An 11177-nucleotide genomic window follows, 5' to 3' on the forward strand; every position below is an offset into this window, starting at 1 on the left:
AAACATAGAGAATCATAAACTACTGAAATCGCTCAACTTAATTTTCGGTCGGGCTCTAAGCTTTGACCGGTGGATGCCATATATTGCTGGCGGTGTTGCTTTCGGCAATGTCAAGACATCGGTCCGGTATGAAGACTATGAGGATGACGATTATATTGCCGCATCCTATAGCAAGACCATGACCGGCTGGACATTGGGTGCAGGTGTTGATTATGCCGTGACGGACAATCTCATTGCGCGCCTTGAATATCGCTACACCGATTATGGCCACAAGGATTACACCAGCTATTTTGATGATGAGGTCAGTACGGTGCGTAACAAATTCCAGACGCACGATATTCGTCTGGGTATTGCCTATAAATTCTGATAAACACGCATCTCAACAATTACCGCCCGTTTCAGGGCGGTTTTTGTTTGCTTCAATATGTTGGTTGCGCAACTTTCATGCGTAGGTTGGTTTGTGCATGTCTTCATAAAGACCATGTGAGCCCAGTAGGCGAATTGGAAGGCAGCCAGATGGTTTGCCTGAAGGCTTGCACGGTGCTGCCGCGATTGTCGCAAACCAAATCACGGTGAATGAATATTCAATAAATCAATAATTTGACGCCACTTCGCATGGAGGGTGGGGTTCGCCCCCACAGTCAGGGTACCTGCACAGGCGAAGGCCGGTATGTACGACCTGCAAAATTTTTATCTCCTCATGCAAGTGTATCTCTTGAAAGGATCTTGAGTAATACTAAATCATATTGTGCCGGATGCCTGTTGAGGGCCGGTAAAGCAAGTAACTGCCAGTAGATGGCAGTATATAGGCTTGTAACCATGTTGCTTCATAGGAGGATATGGATATGAGGTCGAATTTTGACTTTTCTTCTCTTTTCCGGTCAAGCATTGGTTTTGACCGCATGCTGAACGCACTCGAAACCGCCAACAGCGTTGATAATATCGAGACCTGGCCACCTTACGACATCGTCAAGCTTGGTGATGATGATTATCGCATCACAATAGCCGTGGCTGGCTTTTCAAGCAGTGACCTAGCGATATCACAGGAGCACAACATGCTTCTCGTCACAGGTCAGAAAGCCAACAAGGACAAGGATAATGTCCAGTATCTGCATCGCGGCATTGCGGGGCGCGCCTTCCGTCGTCGCTTTGAGCTTGCAGACTATGTCAGGGTCGAAGATGCTCATCTCACCAATGGCTTGCTGACCATCAATCTGAAGCGCGAGCTGCCAGAGGAAATGAAGCCGCGTCGCATCGAAATTCTGACAGGCGATGCAGCGTCCTGCGCCGAAATGAAACAGATAGAAGTCGAAAAGCAGGCAGCCTAACCCTTTCTACGGCCGATCGGCAGGTGCAGGCGCACCTGCCCGGCCTGAGGAGCTGATTGGCCTATGAACTGAAGGAGAAGACAAATGAGTGTCCGTGATTTGATCTCTTGGGGCCGTAACAATGGAAACCAGGTTTCTGGCTCTTTGCGTGAAAATGAGCGGGATCCATTTCTCTCGCTGCAGCGTGAGATAAACCGCTTGTTTGATGATGTTTTCCGCGGCTTTGGTTCAGGCCTTCCTGCCTTCAGCGCTTCTCCATTTTTGGGCAAGGGATGGCCAAGCATCGAAATCTCGGATAGCGCGAAGGAAATCAAGGTTACGGCAGAAGTGCCAGGTCTTGAGGAGAAGGACATCGAAGTTCTGCTTGATGACGGCATGCTGACGCTGAAAGGTGAAAAGCGTTCCGAAACGGAAGACAAGGAAAAGCAGTTCTCTGAACGATTCTATGGCCGCTTCGAGCGTTCGATTCCGCTTGGCGCCGAGATCGAGGAGGACAAGGTTGATGCGCGCTTCAAGAATGGCGTGCTGACCATAACTCTGCCAAAGAGCGAAAAGGCCCAGGCACAGGTCAAGCGGATCGAAATCAAGAGCTGATCAATTACATGATCGGTGAAAATACCGGCAGCGGCATCCGCTGCCGGTTATTCTTGTCGTGAAAACCGGGCAAAACATGGGTATCCGTAAGGTGGATCGGTCGAAATGGCCTGAACATGCCGAATATTTTACGTTTTCGGCCTGTCCAGACATTGAGCTTGCGGTAATGGGTCAAGCGCAGTCAGAATTCTAGGGCGCGTTTTCGGCAAATGAAACATGTGTTGATTGATTGTCAGTCTGAAATTGGCTTCGTAATTTCAGGGTGATGATAATAAATTTACAGAATCATAAAATAATTTTGATTTATATTCTCGTGAAATCAGTGTGTTGCGTGAATTTGACCGATAGGGGCGTTTTTAATTTTAATTAATCTATTGCTATTTTTATTCATTCAATCTATATGATGGTTCATCGGATTTGTTTTGAATATTCTTTGAGTTGAATTCTCTCTGTGTCTTCCTTTCAATTTCGTCAATCAATGGGGTCATTCCGGTGGCCCTTGTCTCCAGTTTGCACATTGAAAGGATTTCAAATGGCACATGGTACGGTAAAGTTTTTCAACACCACCAAGGGTTTTGGTTTCATCCAGCCTGAAGACGGCTCGCCTGATGTGTTTGTTCACATTTCAGCGGTTGAGCGTTCCGGTCTCTATGGTCTTCAGGAAGGCCAGAAGCTGGGCTACGATGTGGTTTCGGATCGCAGATCCGGCAAGTCGGCAGCAACCAATCTGCAGCCACTGTAAGGATTTCAAATAACGCCGACTGTTCCTGACCGCGGATGTACCGGCAGGCATGGTTCAGGCGAAAGAAAGGTCGGACATATCATGTTCCGGCCTTTTTTGATTTGAGAGACAAACTCCCGAAAAGGGGGACTATCAGAAATCACGGCTGCAATCACAGTGATTGCAGCCGTTTTGTCATCGTTCGCCGCGACGATAGGGCTGCATGAGAGCCTGTGGCACACGGGCACGCCGCGCCATGACGACCAGTGCCACGATCGACATGATATAGGGGATCATCAGGAAAAGCTGATAGGGTATCTGCTTGCCATAGATGGTTTGCAGGCGCAGCTGAAACGCGTCAAACAGGGCAAAAAGCAGGGCGCCGAGCAGCGCGCGCGCTGGCCGCCACGAGGCAAAGACCACAAGCGCGATACAGACCCAGCCGCGTCCCTGCACCATGGTGGGGAAGAAGCTGTTGAAGGCCGAAAGCGTCAGGAATGATCCGCCTACGGCCATGAGGGCTGAGCCGAACATGATGGTGAATATACGCACGCGGATCGGATTGATTCCTTGCGCTTCTGCGGCATGCGGGTTTTCGCCCGTCATGCGGATGGCAAGGCCAAGCGGGGTGCGAAACAGCACATAGGCAAGCAGCAGTGCCAGCGGAATGGCGATCCAGGTCAGTGCCGTCTGTGCACCCAGAACTTCTCCCAAAAAGGGGATGTTGACGATCAGATCTGGTTTGTAGGGCTGGAATGGCTTGATTGAAGGTGGCGTCGAGGACAAGGGCACCAGCAGGCGGAAGAGGAAGTAGCTGAGGCTGGATGAAAACAGCGTGATGCCAAGTCCAACCACATGTTGTGAAAGCCCAAGCGGGACGGTGAGTGCGGCATGAAGCAGGCCGAACATGGCGCCAGACAGGGCCGCCACCAGCACGCCGGTCCATAGATCCGCACCGTTGAAGACGGTCAGCCAGCCGATCATTGCCCCGAAGGTCATGATGCCTTCAATGCCGAGATTGAGAACGCCTGCGCGTTCGCAATAAAGTGCGCCAAGAGTGCCGAAAATGAGTGGTGTTGCTATGCGCAGCACCGAAATCCATAGCCCGGCCGACAGCAGGATATCCATCATCTCGTTCATCGGGCAATCCTGTATTGAGTGAAAAACAGTGCAAGCAGCATGGTCAGCAGTGAAAGCGCGACCGTGACATCGGCAATGAAGGAGGGGATGCCGATCGCCCGGCTCATGCCATCAGCACCAACAAACATGGCTGCGGCAAACAGGGCGGAAAAAATCGTCCCGATCGGATTGAGATTGGCAAGCATGGCCACCACAATGCCGGAATAGCCAAAGCCTGGCGACAGGTCGGTCGTAACATAGCCCTTGACGCCCATGACCTGAATGGCACCGGCAAGGCCGGCAAGGCCACCGGAAATACAGGCAACCTTGATAAGGGTCTTGGCCAGCGGAACACCGGCAAAGCGTGCCGCGCGCGGATTAAGGCCTGCTGCCTTGGTTTCGAGGCCAAACACGGTTCTTTTCTGGACATAGGCGATGATCAGCGCCAGCATGATGGCAATGATGAAACCAATATGCAGCCGCATGCCGCTCAGAAGGCGCGGCAGCATGGCATTGTCTGGTACGGGGCTTGATTGCGGCCAGCCAAAGGCAAGCGGATCCTTCATCGGGCCTTCGATCATCATCGACACGATCAATGTGGCGACAAAGTTGAGAAGCAGGGTAGTGACAACCTCATCAACACCAAAACGCAGGCGCAGACCAAGCGGAACCAGCAGAAAGATCATGCCGGCAATGGCACCGACAATGAGCAGGAGCGGAATCAGAATGACCGAGGGCAGGGAGAGCTGCGTGCCAACGGCCACAACTGCAAGCGCCCCCAAGTAGAACTGGCCTTCCGCGCCGATATTCCAGAGTTTTGAGCGGAAAGCGACTGCGGCTGCAAGCCCTGTGAGCATCAAGGGGGTTGCACGTGTCAGGGTTTCGCTGATGGAAAGACGCGAACCAAAGGCGCCAATCGCGATCTGGCGGAAGGATTCAAGGATCGGTGCGCCGGCAGCCGCAATCAGCAGGCCTGCAAGAAGGAAGGCGGCAAGAATGGCAAGCACCGGAGCCAGCGCTATCAACAGGACAGGCCGCGTTTCGAGACGCTCGATACGCATTGTTATTGCTCCTCTTTCGTCATGTTCCATTCGCCGGCCATCATCAGGCCAAGACGCTGGGCATTCGCTTCATTGGCATCGATGGCAGGTGACAGCCTGCCTTTGACGATGGCCTGCACACGATCGGCAAGGCCAATGATTTCATCGAGATCTTCGGAAATGAGCAGCACGGCAGCGCCTTGCTGGCGCGCTTCAAGAATACGGCCGTGAATGGCTGCAACTGCACCTTCATCAAGGCCGCGCGTCGGCTGGGCGGCAATCAGGATGCGCGGCGACGTTTCCAGATTGCGACCAAGGATCAGTTTCTGCATGTTGCCGCCCGAAAGCAGGCGGATGCGGCTGTCGGGTGTGCCGCCGCGCACGTCAAAATCCCTGATGATGCGCGCGGTGAAATCACGCGCGGCCTGCCGGTTGACGAAAAGCCCATTGGAAAAGCGGGCATCGCGCACGCGCTCCAGAATGGCGTTTTCCCATAAGGTCAGGTCGCCAATGGCGCCGTCCGTATTGCGGTCTTCCGGAATGCGGCCGACACCATGTGCCACAAAATGGCGTGGATCAAAGACACTGACCGCTTCGCCGAACATCAGCAGTTCACCCTGCGCGGGCTTGATCAGGCCCGAGACCAGATTGCCGAGCGCAGCCTGTCCATTGCCGGAAACGCCGATGATGCCAAGCGTTTCTCCAGCCCGGACATGGAAGCTGATATCATCAAGCCGGGTGGTTGAACCGTCTTTTACCGTTACATTGCGTGCTTCAAGCAGGATGTCGCCCGGTGTGGACGGCGCACGCGCCGGGCGCGATACGCGGCGGCCGACCATCAGTTCGGCCAGCTCTTCCTTGGACGTATCCTGCGCCTTGCGCTCGGCAACAATCTTGCCGCCGCGCAGCACAATGATCCGGTCGGCAGCGGACATGACCTCATGCAGCTTGTGCGAGATGAAGATGAGCGAGAGCCCCTGCCGCGCCATCTCTTTCAGCGTCCTGAACAGGTTTTCCGCTTCCTGTGTCGTGAGAACGGCCGTAGGCTCATCGAGGATGAGAATATCGGCATCATTATAGAGCGCTTTGAGGATTTCGACGCGCTGTTGTTCGCCGACCGAAAGATCGCCAAGCCGGGCATCGGGAGCGACTTCAAGACCAAAACGGTGGGAAATTTCCCTTACCTTCTGCGCCGATTGTCGGCGATCCGAGTGCAGCTTCCACAGGCTTTCCGTGCCGGTCATGATATTTTCCAGCACGGTCAGATTGGGGGCAAGGGTAAAATGCTGATGCACCATGCCAAGACCGGCCTTGATGGCCGCGCGCGGTTTGCCCGGCGGCAATTCGCTGCCCTTGACAAAGACGCGTCCCTCATCCGGCACATAATGGCCGAAAAGAATATTCATCAGCGTGGTCTTGCCGGCACCATTCTCGCCAAGAAAGGCAAGAATTTCTCCCTTTTCCAGTCGCAGTGAAATATTGTCATTGGCCGTAAGGTGGCCAAACCGCTTGGTGATGTCCTGCAATTCAAGAACTGTTGTCATGATAACCCCGCGACGGGAAATTTATGTTGCCAGCGCTGATCCTGCTCTAGAAGATGACCGAGCTGGAGAAGGATGGTATCAGCTTCCATGGGCGCGATGAACTGCACGGCGATGGGCAGGCCGTTCCGGTTTGTTCCAAACGGCATGGACAGGGCAGGGAAGCCGGAGATATTGGCAAGTGCCGCATAGGGCGCAAAATCCTGCATGCGTTGCCAATGGGCTTCCACATCATCATGATCCATCGGGAAAGAGCCAATCGGCAGAGGTTCTTTCGACAGCATCGTCGTGATCAGAACATCAATGTCACGGAAGATCTGCCATAGCTGATGCGCAACCAGCACGCAGTCATGCAGTGCCGCATAAAGTTCAGTGGCAGAAAGAGCCTTGCCGCGTCGGGCAACCGCCTGTGTCAATGGCTCAAACTGGGCAATATCCAGCCCATACTGATCAACAGCATGTGCGAGATTGGCCGCTATGATGCGGTCAAAGCCAATGGCGCTCTTTTCAAGCAGGGGAGCAAGTGTTGCCGCGCTGACTGTCGTGATCTGGTGCCCGTGTTTTTCGAGAAGCCGGCCTGCTTCAAGCACGGTCTGGCGATTGTCGTCGCATACGGATCGGCCGGGCAAATCATCAAGGATCATGCCGATGCGACAGGATTGCGTTTCGGCTGCTGCAAGGGAAGGATCGGGCAAGAAGCTTTCGGCCTTGCCGCTTACCAGCGGAAAGAGAGCGGCAGCATCGCGAATGGAGCGGCAAAGCGCAAACTCGCTGGCAATGCCGGCAAGATAATTGCCAAAATGCGGCCCAGCCGGCATCGCGCCACGGCTTGGTTTCAGCCCGATCAGACCGCAGGCAGCGGCAGGCACACGGATCGATCCGCCGGCATCGGTGGCATGGGCAATGGCGACAATACCGGCTGCAACAGCGGCAGCCGCTCCGCCGGATGAGCCTGCGGGTGAAAGGCCAAGATCAAGCGGATTGCGTGCAATCGGGCCCACTGCCGGCTCGCTTGCCAGCGCCATGCCGAATTCCGGCACGGTCGTGGTGCCGAAGAAATTGAGGCCTGCCGCCCGCATGCGGACTGCAATTTCCGAGTCGAGCTCGGTGGAGGCATTGGCGCAGGCCCTTGATCCAAGACGAATGGGTAAACCCTTGCATGGCCCGCCAAGATCCTTGAACAGCGAGGGGACACCGGCAAAGGGGGCATTTCTGTCCTCTCTTGCAGGCTCGGCAATGGTGGGATGTTCATCAAGAAAGGCAATCGCGCCCAGATGATGCCATTGCAGGGCCGTCGCAAGCGCGGCATTCATCGCTTCTCTGGCGGACAATTTACCTTCAGCAATCGCTGCGGCAAGTGCGAGCGCATCTTGCATCTTTGCTTCCATGATCATGAGCCGCAGCTTCGGCGGCGTATCAGTGCCGGAACCGGGCAGGAGATGAACAGGACGGCCGATCAATCTGCCTGGCCGTCCTGTTTTCGTGATTATTTCGGTTCAGCCGGGTTCTGCTGGACGGTGAACTTGCCTTCCTTGATTTCGGCGCGGCGTGCTTCCATCTTGGCTTCGGCCTCGGCAGGGGCAACACCCTTGACATAGGCAATATCGTTGCCGCCTTCCTTCATCAGGCTGAACGGGGTGTAATCCTTGCCCGTCGGATTGCCAGCCTTCACATCGGCAATGGCTGCATCGAGGATCGGACGGAAATTCCAGATCGCATTGGCAAAGACGGTGTCCGGATAACGCTCCGTATAGTCGATGAGTGAGCCGATAGCCTTGATGCCGCGCTCCTTGGCAGCGTCAGCTGTGCCGATACGTTCGCCAAACAGGATGTCTGCGCCGGCGTCGATCTGGGCAAGTCCAGCTTCACGTGCCTTTGGCGGGTCGAAGAAGGTGCCGATATAGGATACGGTGAATTTCGCATCTGGGCGGGTTTCCTTCACGCCTTCCTGGAAGGCGTTGATCAGCATGTTGACTTCCGGGATCGGAATGGCGCCGACCGAGCCAAAGGTGCCGGTCTTGCTGATCGCACCTGCCAGCATACCGGCAAGATAGGCCGATTCATAGTTCCATGTGCCGAAGGTGCCGAAATTGTCGCCCTGCGGCTGGCCGGAAGAGCCCATCAGGAAGGTCGTACCCGGATAGTCCTTGGCTACTTCACGTGCTTCGCGTTCAACGGCATAGGATTCGCCGACGATGAGCTTGATGCCCTGTTCGGCATATTCGCGCATGGCGCGTGGATAGTCGCTGGCAGAAACTCCTTCGGAGAAGACATATTCGATCACGCCTTCATCATTGGCCTGTTTCAGGGCCTCGTGAAGACGGGAGTTCCAGGCATTTTCAACCGGCGAGGCGTGAATGCCGGCAACCTTCAGCTTTTCCTCAGCGGCAAATGCGCCCGATGACAAGGCGGTGACGCTGAGCACCGCAGACATTGCCAGAATGGAACGGCGGGTAAACAAGGATATTCTAGCCATAACGGCTCCCCTCTTGGATGGTTGAGTTGGTCTTTTCTGATTTGATAAATTACCTTGCCATTCGTGCGGAGCGTATCGGTAATATCATCTCTCTCTTACAATTATGCCTCATTTTCAATCGCCTTCATAGGTCGCCTGAATATTAGGCACTGTTTTCTTTGTTTCCTGCCAATCCCGGAAAACCGAACGTGATCCGTAAGCCTTTCCGGGATTGCCGTGGTCTGTCTGCGCTCAGATTGCGCCGGTTGGCGCGTAATCGGCGCTGTCCACCTGTGCTGGGCGGCCTTCCAGATGCAGGCTGCTCAGTCGGCGCGGTGTTTCGGCAATCACCTTGCCGGCCTTGATGACGAAGAGGCGATTGGCCTTGAGGCGCAGGGCCTCAAGCTGGTCACGCGCCTGCAGCACGACCATGTCGGCCTTGCAGCCCCTGGCAAGGCCATAGCCTTCAAGGCCGAGCGTCTTGGCCGAGTTGACAGTCAGCGCATCAAAGACCTGCTTTCTGGCATCAATCGAGGTCATCTGGGCAACATGAATGGCCATATGACCGACTTCCAGCATGTCACCGGATCCCATGGAGTACCAGGGATCCATCGCGCAGTCATGGCCAAAGGAAACATTGATTCCGGCCGCCATCAGCTCCGGCACGCGTGTCATGCCGCGCCGTTTTGGATAAGTGTCTGAACGGCCCTGCAGCGTGATGTTGATCAATGGATTCGGGATGACATGCATCTCGGCTTCCGCCATCAGCGGGATCAGCTTGGAGACATAATAATTGTCCATGGAGTGCATGGAGGTCAGATGCGAGCCGGCAACGCGGCCCTGTAGACCGAAGCGAATGGTCTGGGCGGCAAGTGTCTCGACATGACGCGACATCGGATCGTCGGTTTCATCGCAATGAATGTCAACCGGAAGGCCGCGTTCAGCTGCAATGCGGCACAAGGCTTCCAGCGAAGCAGCACCATCGGCCATGGTGCGCTCAAAATGCGGAATGCCGCCGACAATATCGAGCCCCATGTCAAGCGAACGGTCAAGCAGCTCAACCGCACCCGGCGCACGATAATAACCATCCTGCGGGAAGGCGACGAGTTGGAGCTCGATATAAGGTTTGACCAGTTCACGCACTTCAAGCATGGCCTCCACCGTCAGCAGGCGTGGATCGCTGACATCGACATGGCTGCGGATGAACAGAAGGCCCTGTGAAACCGCCAGATCGCAATAGCGAAGCGCGCGCTCCACCATAGCTTCTTTGGTCAGGGTTGGCTTCAGCTCGCCCCAGAGCGCAATGCCTTCGAGAAGCGTGCCGGAACGGTTGAGACGCGGCAGACCGAGCGACAAAGTCGCATCCATGTGGAAATGCGGGTCAACGAAAGGCGGCGAGACAAGGCAATTGCTGGCGTCAATGATCTGTTTTGCCTGATGCTGATCACTGGTTGGAAGAATATCGGCAATCCTGCCATCCAAAATCAGGATATCCTGTCCCTGACGGCCATCGGGGAGATTGGCATTCTTCACAATCATGTCAAACATGACGAAACCTTTCATCGCGCTGCGGAATTGTTCATCCGGTTACATTAATTCTGCTAGACCGCAAATGCCATATGCCGCGCAAATGAGGCATGCCTGCTCCCTGAAAAGTGATCTCTCATCAAGCGGGCTCAAGGGAAGGATGGAGCGGTCTGGGGTCTGATCGGTGATCCTTGCGCAGCGCAATAAACAAGCCAGACGCGCTTGTCAGGCCACTTCATCCGACAAAGGCGCTAAATGCACAGGGAAAATAAGATTTTATCGCAACGCGCGTAGTATCAACGGGATAAACAAAGCGATGCCTGTCATGCCGCGCATGGCTCAGAGGGCACGCTAGGCAACTTTTACTCTTTCCGTGTTCAGGTGAATAAAAGCTTCAAATAAACTATTTTTGCTGCACATTATTTGGCAGAGTACCGATATGCGGAAAGCCTACTATCAAGCGACAGCCTCTGAATTTCTCCAAGCAGATGCATCATTCATCTTAGGAGAGCTAACACGCGCACATGGGTTTGCGCTTGAGCATTCGCAGCGACATGCATGGCTTGAACAAATTGCCCTGATCAAAGAAGCTATCGTGCAGACACCACAAGCGCACATTCTCTTTGAGTTCGCGATACCCCGAATGGGGAAACGTGCGGATACGATCATAGCATTGCCAAATGCTATTATTGTCATTGAATTCAAAGTCGGGGCTTCAACCTTTGATCTGGCGGCGATTGAACAAGTGCATGACTATGCCCTTGATCTAAGAGCCCGACCTAAAATTAAGTTGAGCGATTTCAGTAGTTTATGATTCTCTATGTTTGCAAAAACTACGGAGGATCAGATGAC

At 54.4% G+C, this 11177-nt stretch carries 11 protein-coding genes; 5 read left to right on the plus strand and 6 right to left on the minus strand.

All coding sequences use genetic code 11. The features are described 5' to 3' along the window. The 4 genes from ACFO1V_RS10050 to ACFO1V_RS10065 form a co-directional block, all read left to right on the plus strand. Nucleotides 1-367, plus strand: a 367-nt coding sequence (locus tag ACFO1V_RS10050) for an outer membrane protein (RefSeq protein ID WP_380075098.1), incomplete at its 5' end; no start/stop codon positions are given. A 478-nt stretch (nucleotides 368-845) separates the two neighbouring features. Then, nucleotides 846-1328, plus strand: a complete 483-nt coding sequence (locus tag ACFO1V_RS10055) for an Hsp20 family protein (protein ID WP_374834496.1) — start codon at nucleotides 846-848, stop codon at nucleotides 1326-1328. A gap of 84 nt (nucleotides 1329-1412) precedes the next feature. Beyond that, nucleotides 1413-1922 carry an Hsp20/alpha crystallin family protein gene (locus tag ACFO1V_RS10060; protein WP_374834494.1) on the plus strand — a complete coding sequence of 170 codons (510 nt, stop codon included), beginning with the start codon at nucleotides 1413-1415 and terminating at the stop codon, nucleotides 1920-1922. A gap of 532 nt (nucleotides 1923-2454) precedes the next feature. Next, nucleotides 2455-2664 (plus strand): cold-shock protein, encoded by a 210-nt coding sequence (locus tag ACFO1V_RS10065; protein ID WP_374834492.1) that lies wholly within the window; start codon nucleotides 2455-2457, stop codon nucleotides 2662-2664. 174 nt (nucleotides 2665-2838) lie between these two features. Here the strand turns inward: ACFO1V_RS10065 and ACFO1V_RS10070 are convergent, their stop codons facing one another. The 6 genes from ACFO1V_RS10070 to ACFO1V_RS10095 all read right to left on the minus strand — a co-directional run bounded on the left by ACFO1V_RS10070 (nucleotide 2839) and on the right by ACFO1V_RS10095 (nucleotide 10346). Beyond that, nucleotides 2839-3783 (minus strand): ABC transporter permease, encoded by a 945-nt coding sequence (locus tag ACFO1V_RS10070; protein ID WP_374834490.1) that lies wholly within the window; start codon nucleotides 3781-3783, stop codon nucleotides 2839-2841. Next, nucleotides 3780-4823: an ABC transporter permease gene (locus tag ACFO1V_RS10075; RefSeq protein ID WP_374834488.1), complete on the minus strand. Its 1044-nt coding sequence runs from the start codon at nucleotides 4821-4823 to the stop codon at nucleotides 3780-3782. The genes ACFO1V_RS10070 and ACFO1V_RS10075 overlap by 4 nt, the downstream gene beginning before the upstream one ends. Nucleotides 4824-4825: 2 nt before the next feature. Continuing rightward, nucleotides 4826-6346, minus strand: coding sequence for an ABC transporter ATP-binding protein (locus tag ACFO1V_RS10080; protein ID WP_374834486.1), 1521 nt, complete (start codon nucleotides 6344-6346; stop codon nucleotides 4826-4828). Further along, the gene (locus tag ACFO1V_RS10085; protein WP_374834498.1) at nucleotides 6343-7719 is read right to left on the minus strand and encodes an amidase; all 1377 of its coding nucleotides are present in this window, start codon (nucleotides 7717-7719) and stop codon (nucleotides 6343-6345) included. The genes ACFO1V_RS10080 and ACFO1V_RS10085 overlap by 4 nt, the downstream gene beginning before the upstream one ends. A 110-nt stretch (nucleotides 7720-7829) precedes the next feature. After that, on the minus strand, nucleotides 7830-8819 hold the full coding sequence (locus tag ACFO1V_RS10090) for a BMP family protein (RefSeq protein ID WP_374834484.1): 990 nt from the start codon (nucleotides 8817-8819) through the stop codon (nucleotides 7830-7832). Nucleotides 8820-9050: 231 nt separating this feature from the next. Next, nucleotides 9051-10346, minus strand: a complete 1296-nt coding sequence (locus tag ACFO1V_RS10095; protein ID WP_374834482.1) for an amidohydrolase family protein — start codon at nucleotides 10344-10346, stop codon at nucleotides 9051-9053. 418 nt (nucleotides 10347-10764) lie between these two features. On the opposite strand from ACFO1V_RS10095, the gene ACFO1V_RS10100 reads away from it, so the two are divergent. Next, on the plus strand, nucleotides 10765-11139 hold the full coding sequence (locus ACFO1V_RS10100; protein ID WP_374834480.1) for a hypothetical protein: 375 nt from the start codon (nucleotides 10765-10767) through the stop codon (nucleotides 11137-11139). Nucleotides 11140-11177 lie beyond the last annotated feature (38 nt).

Source organism: Daeguia caeni (assembly GCF_042653845.1).
Lineage (GTDB): Bacteria > Pseudomonadota > Alphaproteobacteria > Rhizobiales > Rhizobiaceae > Brucella > Brucella caeni.

What these genes read in the sequence shown, in the direction of transcription:
- ACFO1V_RS10055 (WP_374834496.1), top strand. Translation starts at nt 846, where the DNA reads ATGAGGTCGAATTTTGACTTTTCTTCTCTTTTCCGGTCAAGCATTGGT.
- ACFO1V_RS10060 (WP_374834494.1), top strand. Translation starts at nt 1,413, where the DNA reads ATGAGTGTCCGTGATTTGATCTCTTGGGGCCGTAACAATGGAAACCAG.
- ACFO1V_RS10065 (WP_374834492.1), top strand. Translation starts at nt 2,455, where the DNA reads ATGGCACATGGTACGGTAAAGTTTTTCAACACCACCAAGGGTTTTGGT.
- ACFO1V_RS10070 (WP_374834490.1), bottom strand. Translation starts at nt 3,783, where the DNA reads ATGAACGAGATGATGGATATCCTGCTGTCGGCCGGGCTATGGATTTCG.
- ACFO1V_RS10075 (WP_374834488.1), bottom strand. Translation starts at nt 4,823, where the DNA reads ATGCGTATCGAGCGTCTCGAAACGCGGCCTGTCCTGTTGATAGCGCTG.
- ACFO1V_RS10080 (WP_374834486.1), bottom strand. Translation starts at nt 6,346, where the DNA reads ATGACAACAGTTCTTGAATTGCAGGACATCACCAAGCGGTTTGGCCAC.
- ACFO1V_RS10085 (WP_374834498.1), bottom strand. Translation starts at nt 7,719, where the DNA reads ATGCAAGATGCGCTCGCACTTGCCGCAGCGATTGCTGAAGGTAAATTG.
- ACFO1V_RS10090 (WP_374834484.1), bottom strand. Translation starts at nt 8,819, where the DNA reads ATGGCTAGAATATCCTTGTTTACCCGCCGTTCCATTCTGGCAATGTCT.
- ACFO1V_RS10095 (WP_374834482.1), bottom strand. Translation starts at nt 10,346, where the DNA reads ATGTTTGACATGATTGTGAAGAATGCCAATCTCCCCGATGGCCGTCAG.
- ACFO1V_RS10100 (WP_374834480.1), top strand. Translation starts at nt 10,765, where the DNA reads ATGCGGAAAGCCTACTATCAAGCGACAGCCTCTGAATTTCTCCAAGCA.